Source organism: Bradyrhizobium sp. 215_C5_N1_1, from assembly GCF_052075935.1.
GTDB lineage: Bacteria > Pseudomonadota > Alphaproteobacteria > Rhizobiales > Xanthobacteraceae > Bradyrhizobium > Bradyrhizobium barranii.
Genome location: NZ_CP197228.1, coordinates 3,921,188 through 3,940,446, shown reverse-complemented (window position 1 = coordinate 3,940,446; position 19,259 = coordinate 3,921,188). Strand labels below are relative to the sequence as shown.

Below are 19,259 nucleotides of genomic sequence, written 5' to 3'. Positions count from 1 at the left end.
AGCGTTTTGTTATCCCGAAACAACCTCTTGCCCCCAGCCTTTTGCATTCGGGGCGACCCGCGGGCGGCGGCGAAAATTCACAATAAGCGCATTGAAATCAATCAGATATAAGCTCCTTTCAAAGCATCCGGACAGGCATCTCACGCCCCCCGCAAAGCGATCCCCACCGGGAATGCCCAGCTATTTGCCTTTCTTCTTGTCCTGGAGCGCCTTCAGCGCCGCGAACGGATGGTCCTCGGGGTCCAGCGCGGTGACCTCGGCCTCGAACTTGACGCCCGGCTTGCGCGGATAGGGATCGACCGCCAGGAACAGGGCATCGGTGGCAATCCGGCCGAGATCGATGATGCCGTTCACGATTGCCTCCGGCGGATCGATCACCTCCGGCGGCTCCGCGTCGTCCTGCCCCTCCTCGATCAGGTCGGCCATCTTCCGAACCTCGGCTTCCGGGGCAAACACCAGGTCGACGTCTTCCTCGATCTCGCTCTCGATCGGATCGAGGGTGACGACGCAGGTCTGGCCGATCCGGGCGCGGACGTGCCCCGTAACCTGGATCCGGCCGCCGCTCTTGGGGACGACCTCGAAAGCAGCCTGGGCGGAGAGCACCTCCCGCAAGCCGCCGACCTCGGCGATGGCCTGCAGTTCGGCGACTGAAGCCTCGAGCTTGCGGTGCAGGCCGGTGTCGGGGATCTGCGCGACGATGACGGGGGACCGCCAGGGATCGGGTCTGGATTCGGCGTTCGGTCGGCTCATCGGGTGATGTCCTCAGTGAGCGCTGGGGGATACTTGAAGGATGCGCACAGCAGCGTGGCCTCGTCGGTCCGGCCGAGATCGGCCTCGGTGGCCCAGGCGTAGGCCGCGAGCCGCCGCGCCTGGTCCATGCCGGTCCCATTCAGGATATTCTTGCAGATGGCGGCTGCCAGCGCCTCGCCGCCGCCTTCGATGGCCTGGTCATAGGCCTGGACGCGGCCGTAAAACGCCTCGCCGAAGGCCCGCATCCGCTTCGGCACGGTCTGGTCGCCTATCCCCATCTCGCGCAGATTGTCGTCCATATCCTCGCAGAAACGGTCGAACAGCGCCTGCGACAGCTCCGTGGCGCCTTGGCCCTGGTTGGCGCCTTGGTTGACGCTCTGGACCGTGCGCAGGCGTCGCAGCAGCAGCCAGAGATGCAGCAGCAACAGATCGAAACGCCCGTTAACCGTATCGGGCACGCCCAAGTCGCGGTAAAATATGGGTTCTCGCGCCTGCGTCACGATCATGCCATAGATGGCTTCAATGGTGCCGCGCGGGGCTTGCCGGGGTTTCCTGAAGTGATTGAACGGCCAAACCATTGTGGGTTCCGCAAGCGGGCGTGCGCGTGTTGCAATTGCAGTCTCCGCCCGGTACTTCAGCGCCTCGCGCGACGCAAGGGGACGGAATCAGTTCCACGATGACGATAACGAACCAGACCACCCTGCGCGCCAACAAGCCGCGCGGCCTTCATGCACGCTGGCGCGGTTTGCGCATGCTCGCGGCCGTCGCCCTGGTCGGCGCCGCCCTTGCCGGCTGCACCGGCGAGCAGTTCCAGAAGGGTTACATCCTGCCGCCCGGCGCGCTGGAGCAGATTCCGATCGGCGCGAGCCAGGACCAGGTGCTGATCGTGATGGGCACCCCCTCCACGGTCGCAACCCTCGACGGCGAGGTGTTTTACTACATCTCGCAGCGCTCGGAGCGGATGGTCGCCTTCATGAACCAGAAGGTGGTCGACCAGCGCGTCATCGCGGTCTATTTCGACAAGAATCGGCGCGTGCGCCGGCTGGCGAATTACGGCCTTCAGGACGGCAAGATCTTCGACTTCATCAGCCGGACCACGGCGACGTCGGGTCAGGAGATGAACTACCTCACGCCGCTGTTCAAGCTGCTCAGCTTTAACTGAGTCTTCAGCCTGCGGCGTCGTGCCGCCCTCCGCGCGGCACTTGCCGTCGCGTGCGGCTTGCCGTTGCGCGCCCGGTTCCATACGCTCCCTGCAAAACAAGAAGCAGGGAGTGGATTCGTGCCCAAGACTTTGTTGTCCCGCCGTCGCGTGCTCGCCGGTGCTGCCGGCCTCTCGGCCGCAGCGATCCTGCCGCGATCGAGCCTGGCGGACTGGAAGCCCACTGAAAACGTCCGCATCATCGTGCCGGCCGCGGCCGGCGGCTCGACCGACGTCATGGGCCGGCTGCTGGCCGCGCATCTGCAGACCGCCTGGGGCCAGTCGGCGGTCGTGGAGAACCGCTCCGGCGGCGGCGGTACGATCGGCACGGCCGAGGCCGTCCGCGCCAAGCCTGACGGCCACACCATCCTGATCGGCAACCCCGGGCCGAACGCGATCGCCTACAGCATCTTCAAGAACCTCACCTACAAGCCGGACCAGCTCCAGCCGGTCTCCAACATGATCCGGATCCCGAACATCGTCTCAGCGCATCCGAAGACCGGCATCAAGTCGGTCGCCGAGCTGATCGCATATCTGAAGACCAACCCGGACAAGCTCAGCTACGCCTCGTCCGGCGTCGGCCAGAGCCCTCACCTCACCGGCGCCTGGTTTCTCCAGCTCACCGGACTGAAGATGACGCACATCCCGTTCCGCGGCGCGGGCCCCGCGCTCCAGGCCGCGCTGGCCGGCGACATCCAGATCCTGTTCGACAATCTCTATCCGAGCCTGCCGCAGGTGCAGAACGGCACCCTCACCGGCCTCTGCGTCACCACGACCGACCGTAGCGACCTCGCGCCGAACCTGCCGACCATGCGCGAGAGCGCGCCGGAGCTGGCCAATTTCGACGTGTCGTCGTGGTTCTCGGTGTTCCTGCCGAAGGGTGTGCAGCCCGCCGTGCTGGAAGCGCTCAATCTTCAAGTCAAGGCGATGCTGGAGCGCGACGACATCAAGAAGAACATCGCCGCCATGGGCGCCCGCGCCGACTACGGCACGCCGCAGCAGTTCGCCGACTTCGTGGACGCCGAGACGAAGAAGTTCGCCGGCATCATCCAGAAGGAAGGCCTGCAGATGGACGTGCAGTAGGCACCACATCCGTCATTGCGAGCGCAGCGAAGCAATCCAGACTTTCGCCGCGGGAAGATTCTGGATTGCTTCGCTACGCTCGCAATGACGTGGTGAGAGCCTCCAGCCCATCAAACAAAAACCCCGCGGCTCGCGCCGCGGGGTTTTGTCGTGTGTCGCTTGCGCCGTTCAGTGCGCGAGGATCGCCAGCAGCAGCAAGGCCACGATGTTGGTGATCTTGATCATCGGGTTCACGGCCGGTCCCGCCGTGTCCTTGTAGGGATCGCCGACGGTGTCGCCGGTCACCGCCGACTTGTGGGCATCACTGCCCTTGCCGCCGAAGTGACCGTCCTCGATGTACTTCTTGGCGTTGTCCCAGGCGCCGCCGCCCGAGGTCATGGAGATCGCGACGAACAGGCCCGTCACGATCACGCCGAGCAACATCGCGCCCACCGCGGAGAACGCAGCCGACTTGCCGGCCGGGCCGCCACCCGCGATCGCATAGATCACGAAGTAGACGAAGATCGGCGACAGCACCGGCAGCAGCGAGGGGATGATCATCTCCTTGATCGCCGCTTTGGTCAGCAGGTCGACCGCCTTGCCGTAATCCGGCTTGTCGGTGCCCTGCATGATGCCCGGCTTTTCGCGGAACTGCCGGCGCACCTCCTCGACGATCGCGCTTGCCGCGCGACCGACCGCAGTCATGCCCATCGCGCCGAACAGATACGGCAAGAGGCCGCCGAACAGCAGGCCGACAACCACGTAGGGGTTGTTGAGCGAGAAGTCCGGATTGACGCCGGCGAAGTACGGATGGTGCGCGGAGTCCGCAACGAAGAACTTGAGGTCCTGGTTGTAGGCCGCGAACAGCACGAGGGCACCGAGACCGGCGGAACCGATCGCGTAGCCCTTCGTCACCGCCTTGGTGGTGTTGCCGACCGCATCGAGCGCGTCGGTCGACTTGCGCACCTCCTTCGGCAGGCCCGCCATCTCGGCGATGCCGCCGGCGTTGTCGGTGACCGGGCCGAAGGCGTCGAGGGCGACGACCATGCCGGCCAGCGCCAGCATGGTGGCCGTCGCGATCGCGATGCCGAACAGGCCCGCCAGGCTGTAGGTGACCAGGATGCCGGCGATGATGACGATCGCGGGCAGCGCGGTCGCTTCCATCGAGACGGCGAGACCCTGGATCACGTTGGTGCCGTGACCGGTCACCGACGCCTGGGCGATCGACTTCACCGGCCGATAGTCGGTGCCGGTGTAGTATTCGGTGATCCAGATGATCAGCGCGGTGACGACGAGGCCGACGATGCCGCATTGGAACAGCGACATGCCGGTGTAGTCGACGCCGTCGAGCTTGCCGAAGCCGATCAGATAGTAGATCACGCCAGCGATTCCGATCAGCGACAGGATGCCGGTTGCGATCAGGCCCTTGTAGAGGGCGCCCATGATCGACTGGCTCGGCCCGAGCTTCACGAAGAAGGTGCCGATGATCGAGGTGATGATGCAGATGCCGCCGATGGCGAGCGGCAGCGTCATCATGTTCATGAGGATCGGCGTCTTGGCGAAGAAAATCGCCGCGAGCACCATGGTGGCGACCGCAGTCACCGCATAGGTCTCGAACAGGTCGGCGGCCATGCCGGCGCAGTCGCCGACGTTGTCACCGACGTTGTCGGCGATGGTGGCCGGGTTGCGCGGATCGTCCTCGGGGATGCCGGCCTCGACCTTGCCGACGAGGTCGCCGCCGACGTCCGCACCCTTGGTGAAGATGCCGCCGCCGAGACGGGCGAAGATCGAGATCAGCGAGGCACCGAAGCCGAGCGCCACCAGGGCGTCGACCACGAGACGGCTATCAGGCGCCAGTTTCAGCGAGTGCACCAGGAAGCCGAAATAGAGGGTCACGCCGAGCAGCGCGAGACCCGCCACCAGCATGCCCGTGATGGCGCCTGCCTTGAAGGCGAGCTCGAGGCCGCCGGCAAGCGACGTGGTCGCTGCCTGGGCGGTGCGCACATTGGCGCGAACCGAGACGTTCATGCCGATGAAGCCGGCCGCCCCCGACAGGACGGCGCCGATCAAGAAGCCGATGCCGACGTAGAGACCAAGGAAATAGACAAGCAGGACGAAGATGACGACGCCGACAATACCGATCGTCGTATACTGGCGCCGCAGATACGCCTGTGCGCCTTCAGCGACTGCGCCTGCAATTTCCTGCATGCGCGGTGACCCCGCATCCGCACTCAACACCGAAGACGTCGCCCAGATCGCGTAGACGATGGAAAGCACTCCGCAGAGCACTATCAACCATAATGCTGTCATGTGATTTTTGCCTCAGATCCTTGATGTACGTACCCCCGGCGCCTTTTGTTTTTCCGTCATGCGGTGGGCGCCCTTATGTTGAACAGGGCCGCCCCTTGCACGAAGGTGTGGCCCTGGTCGGTCACAAGCTTGCCAAAATCAAATTGAGGGTGCAACGCCGGATGAGGTCGAAAAAGCCGATCTCGGCAAGTATTTAGGCCAATTCTGGTGCGTTTGACCGACGGCTTGACGCAACTCCGCGAGGCGCCTCTCCGAAACCGGCGAGGCTTGGCCGCGGCCACGCCTATGCGGCCGACCTCACGGGATGGCGAGACGCTGCCGCCAGTTCCAAGGTCTGCCCGTCGGCTGTCGTGCGTCGGTTGAAGATCTTGACGTCGTAGACGCTGCCATTGGGGCCAGCCTCCAGCGTCACCGAAACGGCCTGCTCGGGCTTGAGGACGCCGAGCGGCACATCCTGGTCGGGCAGGATGAGCGTCGCCTGCTCATTGACCAACACCACGACAAGATGGCCTTTCGCCATGTTGGCCTTCGACAACCCGCGCAACTGGCCGTGATAAGGCTCCCGGGTCCAGGCCGATGGCAGGCCGGGATCGACCACGACATGGATGTTGTTAGTCCCGGGATGCAAGGTGAGCACCATCTTCGACTGATCCGGCTTCCATTGCATGGACATCGACGGCATGGTTTTCCAGAGACAATTGAACGCGGCGCACTCGTCCGGCAGATTGTCGTGGATCGTGCAACCCCGGCCGGGCTTGCAATGCGAGCACCATTTGCCAGCGGCCTTGCCGAGCTCGACCACGTTGTAGACCTTGCAACAGAGCGTGCAGCTTCCGCACTCCCTCCCGGGAACAATCTGCGCCTCGTTCAAACCCGCAACGGCCGCCGTCATCGAATCAAATCCATTGGCTGCATTCGCACCAACGGTTCGGATACATCTACTTGCTTTCGTCGGGGTTGCGGCAAGCGGCGACCGGCAAATCCGGACAGATCGGGCTTGAGGCGAGTCGAATTCAGAAGTGGCTGTAGGACAGGCGCTTCAAGGTCAGTTCCTGACCCTGCCCGTCCAGGAAGCGCGGCTGCTCGCGGCCCGCGACGATCGTGCCGATTGCTGTGACGGCCACGCCTGCCGCCCGCCCCGCGGAGATCAGCGCATCGCTCTCGGCTGGTGGTACCGTGCACAGCACCTCGTAATCGTCGCCGCCGGCAAGCAGCGTCTCAACGCAAATAGCGTTGCGCGCGATCAGGCCGGCCGCAGCAGCCGAGAGCGGCACGTTCGCGACGTCAACCGTGGCCGAGACGCCCGACGCTGCACAGAGTTTCGCCAGATCGCCGGCGAGCCCGTCGGAGACATCCATCGCGGCCGTCGCGTGGTCACGCACGGCCTGCGCCAGCACATTGCGCGGCTGCGGCACGCGATAGCGTGAGACCAGCACCTCCTTCGCTTGCGGTTCGGACGCGAGCGCCCCGGCCGCGGCGCCGCCTGTGAGCACGTCGAGGCCGAGCGCGGCGTCGCCGATCGTTCCCGTTACCAGGATGCGGTCGCCCGGCCGCGCGCCGGTACGGCCGACCATCCGTCCCTTCGGCACGCGGCCAAAGGCGGTGATCGAGATCATCTGCGGCCCCGGCGTCGACACCGTGTCGCCGCCAAGCAGCGGGCACGCGAAAGCCCTGCTGTCCTCGCCGAGCGCATCGGCGAACGGCCTGAGCCAGGCATCCTCCTTGCTGCGCAGCGCCAGCGTCAGCACGAAGCCGGCGGGCGCCGCGCCCTTGGCGGCGAGATCCGACAGGTTCACCCGCAGCGCCTTGCGCGCGATGGTGTCGGGCGGATCGGTGGCGAGATAATGCACGCCTTCGACGACGGCGTCGGTGGTGACGACGATGTCGTCGCCGGACGAGGACAGCACCGCGGCATCATCGACCAGCCCGAACGCGCCGGGGTCAGTCGCCAGCGGCTTGAAATAGCGCGCGATGAGGGAGTCTTCGGCGGAGGGGTTTTGAGAGTCTGCCATCGGCCTTAGCCACACCCAATGCTGTCATCGCCCGGCAAAAGCGCGAAGCGTGTCTTCAAAGAAGACACCGGGCGATCCAGTATTCCAGAGACGGTCGTGTCAAATCGATAGGCCGCGGCGTACTGGATCACCCGCCTTCGCGGGTGATGGCAGCGGAGTATGGGGCAGCCGCATCGCATCTCTTCACCGCCCTCGTGGATAACTACCCCCGCCCGAACTCGTCGCCGCGGAACTGGCGGCCGATCTGGTCGAGCACGGCGTTGACCATGCCGGTCTCCTCGCGGTCGACGAATGCATTCGCAACGTCGACATATTCTGACACGACGACGCGGCCCGGCACGTCCTTGCGATGCTGGAGCTCATAGGCCCCTGCCCGCAGCACCGCGCGCAGGATGGCCTCGATCCGCTTCAGCGGCCAGCCCTTCGACAGCGCCTCGTCGATCAGGGGATCGAGCATCTTCTGGTCGCGCACGACGCCGGAGACCACGTCGCGAAAGAAGGCCGCTTCGGCCGGCAGGTAAGTATCGCCCTCGACCTCGTTGCCGAGCCAGTGGCTCTCGAACTCCGCAAAGATGTCGTTGATGCCGGCGCCGGCGATGTCCATCTGATACAGGGCCTGGACGGCCGCGAGCCGCGCCGCACCGCGCCGGTTCGCTTTCTTCTCGGTGCCGGCCGGCGGCTTTTTGCTGTGATCGGCCATGATCAAGCCCGCGCCAGCCGGCGCTTGATGCGCAGCATCGCAAGCGCGGCGCGCGCGGCATCGCCGCCCTTGTTGAGCTCGCTGGCGCGCGCCCGCGCCCAGGCCTGCGCCTCGGTGTTAACGGTAAGGATGCCGTTGCCCAGCGGCAGCTTTCGCAAAACCGCAAGATCCATCAGCGCGCGCGAGGATTCCTGCGAGACGATCTCGAAATGGATGGTGTCGCCACGGATCACGCAGCCGAGCGCGATCACCGCGTCATAGGGCTTGCCGTTCGCCGCCGCGGCATCGATCGCGATGGCGACCGCCGCCGGGATTTCCAGCGCGCCGGGAACCGTGATGACGTCATGCGTCAGACCGGCCGCCTTCAGCTCGGTCACCGCGCCGTCCAGAAGCGCATCCTGGAGATCGTCATAGAACCGCGCCTCGACAATCAGCGCGCGTGCGCCGGAAATGTCGGTCTGGTCCTTCAGGGGTGCGCGTCGCGCGTCTGCCATCGTCTAAATCCGTTCTACAGAGGTCGGCGCTATGTAGTCGCCGGACGCATGTAAGCCAAGTTCAAAAGACACTGTCATTCCGGGGGCGATGCGAAGCATCAAGCCCGGAATCTCGAGATTCCCCGGCGCGCAATTGCGCACCTGTGGTCTGGTCCTTCGGACCATCCCGGAATGACGGCTCAGCCGTCACTTCATTTCCGTCAGCCGCGCGGCATAGCGGGCCATCAGGTCGACCTCGATATTGACCTCGGCGCCCGCTTTCCAGCCGCCGATCGTCGTGACCGTCAGCGTATGCGGGATGATCAGCACCGAAAAGGTCACGTCTCTCACCGTATTGACCGTCAGGGACACGCCGTCGAGCGTGATCGAGCCCTTGGTGGCGATGAAGCGCGCGAGCTCCCGCGTGGTCGAGAGCTCGAACCGCGCCATATCAGGCAGGTCCTCGCGACTGACGAGGGTGGCGACACCGTCGGCGTGGCCGGCGACGATATGGCCGCCGAGCTCGTCGCCTATCTTGAGCGCGCGCTCGAGATTGAGCCTCGTGCCGACCTTCCAGTGCCTTGCAGTCGTCAGCGCCAGCGTCTCGGCGGCGGCATCGACGTCGAACCAGGTTCTGCCGCCTTCGACGCCGGAAGCAACCACCGTCAGGCAGACGCCGTTGCAGGCGATCGAGGCGCCGTCGGCGATGGTGGTCTGATCGTAGCGGCAAGCGATGCGCAGCCTGTGCAACTGGCCCTGCGCTGTCGGCGTAAAGCCGACGATCTCGCCGATATCGGTGACAATGCCAGTGAACATTACGCGCGCTCGTAGATGGTGAGAGTATCCTTGCCGAATGTCTCGCTAGCATGAACCTTATAGGCCTGCGACTGCGTGATTTTCGACAGGGGCAATGCATCGAGCGCATCGACGCCGCCCGGGCCGACCCCTTCCGCTCCGCGGAACAGCCAGATCTCGTCGGCGAGGTCGGCCGCGACGAAGGACGCCGCGACACGGCTGCCGCCCTCGACCATCAGCCGCGTGATGCCTTTCTCCGCCAGCACATGCAGCACGGCCGAAAGATCAAGCCCGGAAGCGTTTCCTGGTGGTACGCGGATGATCTGAGCGCCGGCCGCTCCGAGCCGCGTGGCGGCGGCGGCTTCCGCAAGCTCGGAGCCGATCACCCAGAGCGGCGTCTCCCGCGCGGAACGACCAAGCTGGCTCGCGGCCGAAATGCGCAGATTCTGGTCGAGCACGACGCGTATGGGAGAACGCGCTTCCATGCCCGGCAGGCGACAGTTGAGCTGCGGATCATCCGCCAGCACCGTGCCGATGCCGACCAGGATGGCGTCGCTCTGTGCGCGGAGCAGATGCACGCGATTGCGCACGGCCTCGCCCGTGATCGCAAGCGGCTTGCCGCCAGCCGCACCGATCTTGCCGTCAGGCGAGACCGCGAGCTTCAGGATCACATGCGGGCGCTTGTCACGGATTCGGCGAAAATGCCCGGCGTGGTCGAACGCGGCCTCTGCCGCGCACAGACCCACCTCCACCGCGATGCCGGCCGCGCGCAAGCGCGCATGACCCTGGCCCGCGACTTCCGGATTGGGATCCTCGATCGCCGCGACCACCCGCGTGATGCCGGCGGCGATCACCGCGTCTGCGCAAGGCGGCGACTTGCCGAAATGCGAGCACGGCTCCAGCGTGACATAGAGGGTGGCGCCTCGCGCGGCCTCGCCGGCCCGCCGCAGCGCTTCGGGCTCGCCATGCGGTCGCCCGCCTGGCTGCGTCCAGCCGCGGCCGATGATGACCCCGTCTTTCACGATGACAGCGCCCACGGCAGGATTGGGCCAGGTGCGCCCCTGCCCGCGCTTGCCGAGCGCCAGCGCCAGCTGCATGAAGCGGCGATCAGCGTCCTTGGACTCGCGGGCCTTCTGCGCGAACTGATCCTCCAGGATCCGGAAGATCATTTGCGGATCGCGGCGAGCCGCGCTTCCTCCTCACCGGAGAGCTCGCCGAGCACGTCGGCGAAATCCTTGGCCTCGCGGAAATTGCGATAGACCGAGGCAAAGCGCACATAGGCGACGTCGTCGAGCGTGCGCAGATGCTCCATCACGGTCTCACCGATCACCTCGGAGGAGATCTCGGCCTCGCCGCCGGTCTCGAGCTCGCGGACGATGGTGGAGACCATCTTCTCGACCCGCTCCGGCTCGACCTGCCGCTTGCGCAAGGAGATCGACACCGAGCGCATCAGCTTGTCGCGGTCGAACGGCACGCGGCGGCCGTTGCGCTTGATCACCGTGAGCTCGCGCAACTGCACGCGCTCGAAGGTGGTGAAGCGGAAATTGCAGGCGACACACACGCGCCGCCTGCGGATCACGGAAGAATCCTCGGTCGGACGCGAGTCCTTTACCTGCGTATCGAGACTGTTGCAGTTCGGGCAGCGCATCCGTTTACCCTAGACCTTACTGATAGATCGGGAACCGATCGGTGAGCGCCTTGACCCGTTCCTTGATCGCGGCTTCGACCAGCGGCGCCTTGCCGTCGTCGGACTGCGCGATCGCGTTGAGGACCTCGGCGATCATGCCGCCGACCTGCTGGAACTCGGCGACGCCGAAACCACGGGTCGTCGCCGCCGGGGTGCCGAGACGCAGGCCCGAGGTGACGAAGGGCTTTTCGGGGTCGAACGGAATGCCGTTCTTGTTGCAGGTGATGGCGGCGCGGACCAGCGCCTTCTCCGAGACGTTGCCCTTCAGGCCCTTCGGCCTGAGGTCGACCAGCATCAGATGGTTATCGGTGCCGCCGGAGACAATATCGAACCCGTGGCTCTTCATCGCCTCGGCCAGCGCCTTGGCGTTCTCGACGACGTTCTTCGCATAGATCTTGAAGTCCGGACGCAGCGCCTCGCCGAAGGCGACCGCCTTCGCCGCGATCACATGCATCAGGGGGCCACCCTGCAGGCCCGGGAAGATCGCCGAGTTGAGCTTCTTGGCGAGCGCCTCGTCGTTCGAGAGGATCAGGCCGCCGCGCGGACCGCGCAGCGACTTGTGCGTGGTGGTGGTGGTGACGTGGGCATACGGCACGGGCGAGGCATGCACGCCGCCGGCGACGAGACCGGCGAAGTGCGCCATGTCGACCAGGAGGTACGCGCCGACGCTGTCCGCGATCTCGCGAAAACGCTTGAAGTCCCAGGCGCGCGAATAGGCCGAGCCGCCGGCGACGATCAGCTTGGGCTTGACCTCTTCGGCCTGCTTGGCGACCGCGTCCATGTCGATGATCTGGTCCTCGCGGCGCACGGTGTAGTGCGCCGCTTTGAACCACTTGCCGCTCATGTTGACGGGCGAGCCGTGTGTGAGATGGCCACCGGCCGCGAGGTCGAGGCCCATGAAGGTATCGCCGGGCTGCAGCAGCGCCAGAAACACCGCCTGGTTCATCTGGCTGCCGGAGTTCGGCTGCACATTGGCGAAGTTGGCGCCGAACAGCTTCTTGGCGCGATCAATCGCGAGGTTCTCGGCGACGTCGACCCACTCACAACCGCCATAGTAGCGCGCGCCCGGATAACCCTCTGCGTACTTGTTGGTCATCACCGAACCCTGCGCTTCCAGCACGGCACGGCTGACGATGTTCTCGGAGGCGATCAGCTCGACCTCATGGCGCTGCCGGCCGAGCTCGCCCTTGATGGCGGCGGCGATTTCCGGGTCGGCCTGGTCGAGCGAGGCGGTGAAAAACGAGTCGGGCGCGGAGGCGGTTCTGGCTGAGGTCATCTTGCGAATATCTCCACCGCCGCAGCCTTTTGGCGGGCTACGGGCGGTCTGGTGTGGCGATCGGAAGCGGCGAGCGCGATCTACCACATCACCCGCCCCCGGCCAAGTATTTGCGGGTCGAGAGCGAGAATTATGCCAGATATGGTGGGGATTGAAGGATCCGGGCGAGAGGACGGCTGCTTGAACCGTCCGCCCCGGTCAGTCCTGAAGGGTCCGATTTGGACCTTAAAATCCGTGCCGATGCGGGCCGGACCTGCCCCTACAGCCCGGTATACCCCGCCTTCACGGGATCGACGCTGCCGTCGAGCTGGCGCAGATAGGTCAGTCCGCACACCGTCAACCTGTGGGTGTCCTTCTCGCCGGCTTCCATCAACGTATTGAGGTAGTTCGTGACCTTGGCCCGTGCCTCCGCGCTCGCCGCGGACGTGCGGTTCGCGAGCAGGTCATAGGTCTGCATGATGCGGTCGATGGCAGCTTCCATGGCATCCTCTGGTTCTGTCGAATTTTGGGAGTTTTGATCAGGCAACCGCGCGGGCCCCGGACTGGGCCTCGAACCGGCCAATGGCCTTGTTGGCGAGCCTGATCTTGTTCAATTCGCCGTGCTGGAGCAGCTTGATGATGATCTCGAGCAGGCTTTCGTTGGTGACCAGCGTGTCGGGAATCGCGCCGGAGCGGCGGAGGTAATTCGCTGCGATGGCATAGGCGTCGCTCACGAGTTCGACGTTCATTGCCTGAAGCCCGCGCTCGACCAGCATCGCATCCTCCGATCCGCAGTAACAACTGCGGTGCGGGGAACTGGTTCCGCCTGGCCGGCAATTATTTCGCAGTCGCGAAACGACAAAACGCACCGGTCCGGGGCAGAGCCGGGCCGGCGCGCTTGGGGAGGTCAGGCACGTTCGGGAGGCTTGCCGGTCTTGTTATGGGCCGGCTTGGCCAAGTGCCGTCGCAAAGAACTCAGAGACGATACAGGATCTGGTCGGTCCAGAACCGCTCGAGGCGGTGCAGCGACTTGTTGAGGGTCGAGAACTCCTCGCCCGAGATGCCGCCGACCTGCTCCACCGTCTTGACGTGCTTCTGGTAGAGGGAGTCGACGATGCGGCGGACTTCCTGGCCCTGCGGGGTCAGGCGGATGCGCACCGAGCGGCGATCAACGCGCGAGCGCTGATGATCGAGGAAGCCGAGCTCGACGAGCTTCTTCAGATTGTAGGAGACGTTGGAGCCGAGATAGTAACCGCGCGTGCGCAGCTCGCCCGCGGTCAGCTCCTTGTCGCCGATGTTGTAGAGCAGGAGCGCCTGGACCGAGTTGATGTCCGCACGGCCGCGGCGATCGAATTCATCCTTGATGACGTCGAGGAGCCGGCGATGCAGCCGCTCCACCAGAGTCAAAGCTTCCAGATAGAGCGACTGCACCGAACCCTGCTGGCCGGAGACGCGCTCTGCGGTATCTGCCGCAGTTGCGACGGCTTTCATCATGACACTTCCCCTGTTGTCGTTTTTATCGACACTCATTCGACGAAACTTGTGCTCCGTCTGATAGGTGCAACTTAAGGGGGGCGTTTGAAGATCGGCTTAAATAAGAGAATAAAGAGATCATGAATTTAAGACAGTGAATTGCGGATTAAGCCTGTGTCACAAGGGCTTTTCGCAACCGTCTGTTGACCCTCGCAAGGTCCTGTTCACCCTCCGTCCGCCACCTCTGTCGCATTCCAGTACAGGGCCGCCCCGTTTCGAAACGGGCGCGTAAGAGCTGTGGCGGAACGCACGGAGTCAATGAAAAGTTACCTCGAATTTTAGGCAACGAACGGTCAACCAAGCCACGACTTCGGAAATGCCGCTCTCGTGTCCCGGACAAGCGCAGCGAAGCGGATCGCAGAGCCGGGACCCAGAAGCCGCAACCGAGATCGTGGAGAGCTGGGCCCCGGCTCAGCAGCGCAACACTGCGTGCTGCGCTGCGTCCGGGGCACGAGAGAGTGTGAGTGTGGGTTGAAATCGTAAGCGCGCTACGGCGGCCGCTCGCGCGCGGCCATCCAGGCGAGCGCGAGATAGGCGGCGAGCATGAAGGCTTCGACACCGACGACGATCAGGCTGCCGCCGTAGATGCCCGGGAACATCAGTTCGATCACCGCCATCGACACCACGGTCGTCAGCCACACCACCGCGCCCCAGGGCGTCGCGAGCCAGAGGCCGACCGCGGCAACGAGCTCGATCACGGCGAAATAGACCGTGGCGGCCTGCCAGGCCATCGACTGGTTCTCGAACGCCTCGTCCTCGCCCCCGACGAAGCCGGTGACCTGGGCCCAGTGATAGAGGCCCTTCAGAATCGACAGCAGCGCCATCACGCGCAGGAACAGCACGAGGCGGCGCGTCCAGACATTGTCGTCGGACTCGGGGCGCTCCGACGAGATCGCCGCCACCGACATCGCGTTGTCTCTGGCGTTGTCTCTGGCGGCGTCCCTGGCACTGGCGCCGTCGCGGGCCGCATCGCGGGTGGAGATTTCGGACATGGTCCCCTTCTGGCTGCTTCGCCCCGCAAAATCAATCGGCTGCCCGAGTGACTTCAATTTTGCCTTGCGGCAGGTCAAGCCGCGGTGACGGGAACCATGCGAGCTGGTATAAGAATAATTCCAGCCGGAGGAAGAATGATGGCGATCAAATACGGACGTCCGATCGAATTGCGCGAGGTTTCGCGCCGGGATGGCGCCAGTGCCTCCCCTGCCCTCGATCTGGCCGTCCGCCCGCGCCGCAACCGCAAGGCCGAATGGGCCCGGCGCATGGTGCGCGAGAACGTGCTGACCACCGACGATCTGATCTGGCCGCTGTTCCTGATCGACGGCAACAACAAGCGCGAGCAGATCGCCTCAATGCCGGGCGTCGACCGCCTCAGCGTCGACCAGGCCGTGCGCGAGGCCGAGCGCGCCATGAAGCTCACCATCCCCTGCCTCGCGCTGTTTCCCTACACCGACCCGTCCCTGCGCGACGAGGAAGGCTCCGAGGCGACCAATCCGAACAACCTGGTCTGCCAGGCGGTGCGCGCGATCAAGAAGGAGTTTCCCGACATCGGCATCCTCTGCGACGTCGCGCTCGATCCCTTCACGAGCCACGGCCATGACGGCCTGATCTCCGACGGCAAGATTTTGAACGACGAGACGGTCGCGGTGCTGGTGCGTCAGGCGCTGGTCCAGGCCGAAGCCGGCTGCGACATCATCGCGCCCTCCGACATGATGGACGGCCGCGTCGCCGCGATCCGCGAGGGGCTGGACCGCTCTGGCCTGCTCGACGTGCAGATCATGGCCTATGCGGCAAAGTACGCCTCCGCCTTCTACGGCCCGTTCCGCGACGCCATCGGTTCGGCCAAGACGCTCACCGGCGACAAGCGCACCTACCAGATGGACAGCGCCAACACCGACGAGGCGCTGCGCGAGGTCGACCTCGACATCTCCGAGGGTGCCGACATGGTGATGGTGAAGCCCGGCATGCCCTATCTCGACGTGGTCCGGCGCGTGAAGGACACCTTTGCGATGCCGACCTTCGCCTACCAGGTCTCCGGCGAATACGCGATGATCGCAGCAGCCGCCAACAATGGCTGGCTCGACGGCGAGCGCGCGATGATGGAGAGCCTGTTGGCGTTCAAGCGCGCCGGCGCCGACGGCGTGCTCAGCTATTTTGCGCCGAAGGTGGCGGAGAAGCTGCGGAGCCAAACGTAAGGCATCGCAGGGTGGGCCAAGCGGCTTGTCCGCCGTAGCTAGAAGAGTGAAGGCGGAAGCGTGCCCACCATGCCAGCTAGCGATCGCGGAACGATGGTGGGCACGGCGCCAACGCGCCTTTGCCCACCCTACGACGTCTTCCCTGAACGACAGCGGTAACAGCCCCGCCCCCGAATTGCCGGAATATTTCGGCTTGTTGACGCACGCGCGCCCTTGGCACGGGGATGACTTGTTCCCATGTCCTGCCACGGGAGTTTCCCTTGGGAGAATGGACCATGTCGTATTCGGATTCGGGCAATGCCTGGCGCAATGACGGCGCCATGCAACCGCACGCCTACGATCCCTATCTGCACCCGGAATTGTTCCGCGGCGTGGCGACGCGGCGGGCGTTCGCGTTCCTGATCGACATGGTCGTGATCTCCGTTCCCGTGATCCTCGGCTACATCTTCATCGCGCTGTTTGGCATCGTCACGCTCGGCATCGGCTGGGCGCTGTTCTGGCTGGCCTGGCCGGCCTCCGTTGTTTGGGCCATCGTCTATTATGGTGCCTGCATCGGCGGTCCGTCGTCCGCGACGATCGGCATGCGCTTGATGGATCTGGAGTTGCGCACCTGGTACGGCGCGCCCGGCTATTTCGTGCTCGGCGCCACCCATGCCGTGCTGTTCTGGGTGACGGTCTCGTTCCTGACACCTTTCGTGGTGCTGGTTGGGCTATTCAACGGCCGCCGGCGCCTGCTGCATGATGTCGTGCTGGGAACGGTCGTGATCAACAATTCCGTCCGCGCGCCCGTGCCGCAGGCCGCAAGGACCTACTGAGAGCCTGATGATCAAGAACCTATCAACCAGGACCGACTAAACTGACTGATCTGATCTGCCGAGTAGACCGATTGACCGGGGGCCTTCGTAGCGCGATGTTAATGCCCACTTTGGAGGCCCACGACGTCCCTTGACCCAGCACTCGCGCGACACCCCCCAATTTTACCTCACGGCGCCCTCTCCCTGCCCGTATCTGCCGGGCCGGCATGAGCGCAAGGTGTTTACGCACCTCGTGGGGGAGCGCGCAGGTGACCTCAACGACCTCCTGACCCATGGCGGGTTCCGCCGCAGCCAGTCGATCGCCTACCGGCCGGCCTGTGACCAGTGCCGCGCCTGCGTCTCGGTCCGGGTGGTCGCCAACGAGTTCCGCCCCTCCCGCAACTTCCGGAAAGTCATCGCGCGCAACGCCGACATCATCGGCGAGCAGCGCAGTGCGGTGCCGACCTCCGAGCAATATTCGGTGTTCCGCGCCTATCTCGACTCCCGCCACCGCCATGGCGGGATGGCCGACATGACCGTGCTCGACTACGCCATGATGGTCGAGGACAGCCATGTCGAGACCCGCATCATCGAGTACCGCAAGCGCGGCCCCGACAGCGGCATCACGGGCCGCGGTGAGGAGCTGATCGCGGTGGCGCTGACCGACGTACTCAGCGACGGCCTGTCGATGGTCTATTCGTTCTTCGAGCCGAGCCAGGTCAGCCGGTCGATGGGCACCTTCATGATCCTCGACCACATCGCCCGCGCCCGCCGCCAGGGGCTGCCTTACGTCTATCTCGGCTACTGGATCGAAGGCTCGAAGAAGATGGACTACAAGGCCCGCTTCCTGCCGCAGCAGCGCCTCGCACCCTCAGGCTGGCTGCGCATCGACGCGCAAGGTGACGCGACGTCAGAGCCGCAGGATTAGCTCGCTGTCATGCCCCGGCTTGACCGGGGCATCCATCCAGTACGCCGCGGCTTCTCGGCTCAATCACAACCGTCTCTGGAATACTGGGTCGCCCGGTCAAGCCGGGCGACGACGGCGGTGTGTTGGGCGAACACTCACCCGAACAGCGTATCCACCAGCAACTTCACGTTCAAAATCACGATGATGCCCGCAACGATCCACGCGATCGCAGCGACCCACGTGGGAATCGCGAACTTCCCCATCTTGCGCCGATCCGAGACGAAGCGGACCAGCGGGATGACGGCGAAGGGCAGCTGCATCGACAGCACGACCTGGCTGAACACCAGCAGATCGGCCGTGCCGCGCTCGCCATAGATCGCGGTGACGACGATCACCGGAACGATGGCGATGCCGCGCGTCAGCAATCGCCGCGCCCAGCTCGGCAGGCGCAGGTCGAGAAACCCTTCCATCACGATCTGGCCGGCGAGCGTCGCTGTCACCGTCGAGTTCAGGCCCGAGGCGAGCAGCGCAATCGCAAACAGCGTCGAGGCGATACCGAGGCCAAGCAGCGGCGACAACAACTCGAAGGCCTGGCCGATTTCGGCGACGTCGGAATGGCCGCTCTTGTGGAAGGTCGCCGCCGCCACGACGAGGATCGCCGCATTGATAAACAGTGCCAGCATCAGGGCGATCGTCGAATCCGTCGTCGCCCATTTGATCGCTTCGCGCCGGCCGGTGTCGTTGCGCTCATAGGCGCGCGTCTGCACGATCGAGGAGTGCAGATAGAGATTATGCGGCATCACGGTCGCGCCGATGATGCCGATCGCGATGTAGAGCATTTCCGGATTGGTGAAGATCTCGGTCTTCGGAATAAAGCCGCGCAGAACTTCCGCCACCGGCGGCGCGGCGGCCACGATCTGGACCAGGAAGCAGACCGCGATCACGACAAGCATCGCGATGACGAACGCTTCGAGAAAGCGAAAGCCGCGGTTCATCAGGAGCAGCAGCAGGAACGCATCGAGCGCGGCAAGCAGCGCGCCGCCGATCAGGGGAATGCCGAACAGCAGTTTGAGCGCAATCGCTGTGCCGATGACCTCGGCGAGATCGCAGGCGATAATCGCCGCCTCGCAGGCGAGCCAGAGCAGGAAGTTCACTGCCGGTGAGTAGGTCGCGCGGCAGGCCTGCGCGAGGTCGCGGTCGGTGACGATGCCGAGCCGCGCCGCCAGCGACTGGAGCAGGATCGCCATCAAATTCGAGAGCAGGATGACCGAAAGCAGCGTGTAGCCGAACTTCGACCCCCCGGCGAGGTCGGTCGCCCAGTTGCCGGGGTCCATGTAGCCGACCGAGACCAGATAGCCGGGGCCGACAAAGGCGAGGAATCGCCGCCACCACACCCCCGCCGTGGGGATGGCAATCGTGGCGTTCACCTCGGCGAGGCTCTTGGTAGCAGGCGCATCAGTGCGCCAGCCGGCGGCATCTTGGGTCAAATCGGGTGAGCGGGCATCCATAGCAGCAGAATACCGAAGTCGAAGCTTATTGCAACTCATTTGCAACTGCATCTAGCCACATGAGTTCCCGGCCGGGCGGTTAT

21 protein-coding genes are annotated in these 19,259 nt (G+C 64.8%); 5 read left to right on the top strand and 16 right to left on the bottom strand.

Annotation, left to right across the window (positions count from 1 at the left end; genetic code table 11):
* Window positions 1-180: 180 nt before the first annotated feature.
* Complete coding sequence (locus tag AB7G19_RS18955; protein WP_135215689.1) at window positions 181-750, bottom strand: YceD family protein; 570 nt, start codon at window positions 748-750, stop codon at window positions 181-183.
* Entirely contained in the window at window positions 747-1,328 is a 582-nt protein-coding gene (locus AB7G19_RS18950; RefSeq protein WP_354114334.1) for a ubiquinol-cytochrome C chaperone family protein, read from the bottom strand. Before AB7G19_RS18950 ends, AB7G19_RS18955 begins: the two co-directional genes overlap by 4 nt.
* A 98-nt stretch (window positions 1,329-1,426) precedes the next feature.
* On the opposite strand from AB7G19_RS18950, the gene AB7G19_RS18945 reads away from it, so the two are divergent.
* Both AB7G19_RS18945 and AB7G19_RS18940 read left to right on the top strand, forming a co-directional pair.
* Window positions 1,427-1,912, top strand: coding sequence for an outer membrane protein assembly factor BamE (locus AB7G19_RS18945; protein WP_441268011.1), 486 nt, complete (start codon window positions 1,427-1,429; stop codon window positions 1,910-1,912).
* Window positions 1,913-2,029: 117 nt separating this feature from the next.
* Window positions 2,030-3,031, top strand: coding sequence for a Bug family tripartite tricarboxylate transporter substrate binding protein (locus tag AB7G19_RS18940; RefSeq protein WP_039147814.1), 1,002 nt, complete (start codon window positions 2,030-2,032; stop codon window positions 3,029-3,031).
* Window positions 3,032-3,199: 168 nt separating this feature from the next.
* On the opposite strand, the gene AB7G19_RS18935 is transcribed toward AB7G19_RS18940, so the two are convergent.
* The 13 genes from AB7G19_RS18935 to AB7G19_RS18875 all read right to left on the bottom strand — a co-directional run bounded on the left by AB7G19_RS18935 (window position 3,200) and on the right by AB7G19_RS18875 (window position 14,767).
* Window positions 3,200-5,320, bottom strand: coding sequence for a sodium-translocating pyrophosphatase (locus tag AB7G19_RS18935; protein ID WP_071913231.1), 2,121 nt, complete (start codon window positions 5,318-5,320; stop codon window positions 3,200-3,202).
* A 283-nt stretch (window positions 5,321-5,603) separates the two neighbouring features.
* Window positions 5,604-6,212 carry a hypothetical protein gene (locus AB7G19_RS18930; protein WP_135215692.1) on the bottom strand — a complete coding sequence of 203 codons (609 nt, stop codon included), beginning with the start codon at window positions 6,210-6,212 and terminating at the stop codon, window positions 5,604-5,606.
* Between the two features lie 121 nt (window positions 6,213-6,333).
* Window positions 6,334-7,332, bottom strand: a complete 999-nt coding sequence (gene thiL, locus AB7G19_RS18925) for a thiamine-phosphate kinase (RefSeq protein ID WP_354114335.1) — start codon at window positions 7,330-7,332, stop codon at window positions 6,334-6,336.
* A 202-nt stretch (window positions 7,333-7,534) separates the two neighbouring features.
* On the bottom strand, window positions 7,535-8,032 hold the full coding sequence (gene nusB, locus AB7G19_RS18920) for a transcription antitermination factor NusB (RefSeq protein WP_063982855.1): 498 nt from the start codon (window positions 8,030-8,032) through the stop codon (window positions 7,535-7,537).
* A 2-nt stretch (window positions 8,033-8,034) separates the two neighbouring features.
* A complete protein-coding gene (gene ribH / locus AB7G19_RS18915; protein ID WP_063982854.1) occupies window positions 8,035-8,526 on the bottom strand; it encodes a 6,7-dimethyl-8-ribityllumazine synthase in 492 nt (163 codons plus the stop codon).
* Between the two features lie 186 nt (window positions 8,527-8,712).
* The gene (locus tag AB7G19_RS18910; protein WP_028152495.1) at window positions 8,713-9,321 is read right to left on the bottom strand and encodes a riboflavin synthase; all 609 of its coding nucleotides are present in this window, start codon (window positions 9,319-9,321) and stop codon (window positions 8,713-8,715) included.
* On the bottom strand, window positions 9,321-10,469 hold the full coding sequence (gene ribD / locus AB7G19_RS18905; protein ID WP_135215695.1) for a bifunctional diaminohydroxyphosphoribosylaminopyrimidine deaminase/5-amino-6-(5-phosphoribosylamino)uracil reductase RibD: 1,149 nt from the start codon (window positions 10,467-10,469) through the stop codon (window positions 9,321-9,323). Before ribD ends, AB7G19_RS18910 begins: the two co-directional genes overlap by 1 nt.
* Window positions 10,466-10,948 carry a transcriptional regulator NrdR gene (nrdR, locus tag AB7G19_RS18900; protein WP_007603426.1) on the bottom strand — a complete coding sequence of 161 codons (483 nt, stop codon included), beginning with the start codon at window positions 10,946-10,948 and terminating at the stop codon, window positions 10,466-10,468. Before nrdR ends, ribD begins: the two co-directional genes overlap by 4 nt.
* Before the next feature lie 16 nt (window positions 10,949-10,964).
* Window positions 10,965-12,263 carry a serine hydroxymethyltransferase gene (gene glyA, locus AB7G19_RS18895; protein ID WP_028152497.1) on the bottom strand — a complete coding sequence of 433 codons (1,299 nt, stop codon included), beginning with the start codon at window positions 12,261-12,263 and terminating at the stop codon, window positions 10,965-10,967.
* Window positions 12,264-12,522: 259 nt separating this feature from the next.
* Window positions 12,523-12,744: a hypothetical protein gene (locus AB7G19_RS18890; RefSeq protein WP_008131709.1), complete on the bottom strand. Its 222-nt coding sequence runs from the start codon at window positions 12,742-12,744 to the stop codon at window positions 12,523-12,525.
* Between the two features lie 37 nt (window positions 12,745-12,781).
* The gene (locus AB7G19_RS18885) at window positions 12,782-13,018 is read right to left on the bottom strand and encodes a hypothetical protein (protein ID WP_028152498.1); all 237 of its coding nucleotides are present in this window, start codon (window positions 13,016-13,018) and stop codon (window positions 12,782-12,784) included.
* A 199-nt stretch (window positions 13,019-13,217) separates the two neighbouring features.
* The gene (ldtR, locus tag AB7G19_RS18880; RefSeq protein WP_011087797.1) at window positions 13,218-13,736 is read right to left on the bottom strand and encodes a transcriptional regulator LdtR; all 519 of its coding nucleotides are present in this window, start codon (window positions 13,734-13,736) and stop codon (window positions 13,218-13,220) included.
* Window positions 13,737-14,263: 527 nt separating this feature from the next.
* On the bottom strand, window positions 14,264-14,767 hold the full coding sequence (locus tag AB7G19_RS18875) for a DUF6163 family protein (RefSeq protein WP_028155097.1): 504 nt from the start codon (window positions 14,765-14,767) through the stop codon (window positions 14,264-14,266).
* Between the two features lie 138 nt (window positions 14,768-14,905).
* Here AB7G19_RS18875 and hemB point away from each other — a divergent pair, with 138 nt between their 5' ends.
* The 3 genes from hemB to AB7G19_RS18860 all read left to right on the top strand — a co-directional run bounded on the left by hemB (window position 14,906) and on the right by AB7G19_RS18860 (window position 17,689).
* Window positions 14,906-15,967 (top strand): porphobilinogen synthase, encoded by a 1,062-nt coding sequence (hemB, locus tag AB7G19_RS18870; protein ID WP_063986325.1) that lies wholly within the window; start codon window positions 14,906-14,908, stop codon window positions 15,965-15,967.
* A 275-nt stretch (window positions 15,968-16,242) separates the two neighbouring features.
* Window positions 16,243-16,782 carry an RDD family protein gene (locus AB7G19_RS18865; protein ID WP_071913216.1) on the top strand — a complete coding sequence of 180 codons (540 nt, stop codon included), beginning with the start codon at window positions 16,243-16,245 and terminating at the stop codon, window positions 16,780-16,782.
* A gap of 130 nt (window positions 16,783-16,912) precedes the next feature.
* On the top strand, window positions 16,913-17,689 hold the full coding sequence (locus tag AB7G19_RS18860; RefSeq protein ID WP_014494765.1) for an arginyltransferase: 777 nt from the start codon (window positions 16,913-16,915) through the stop codon (window positions 17,687-17,689).
* Between the two features lie 134 nt (window positions 17,690-17,823).
* Here the strand turns inward: AB7G19_RS18860 and AB7G19_RS18855 are convergent, their stop codons facing one another.
* Complete coding sequence (locus tag AB7G19_RS18855; protein ID WP_354114336.1) at window positions 17,824-19,176, bottom strand: Nramp family divalent metal transporter; 1,353 nt, start codon at window positions 19,174-19,176, stop codon at window positions 17,824-17,826.
* Window positions 19,177-19,259 lie beyond the last annotated feature (83 nt).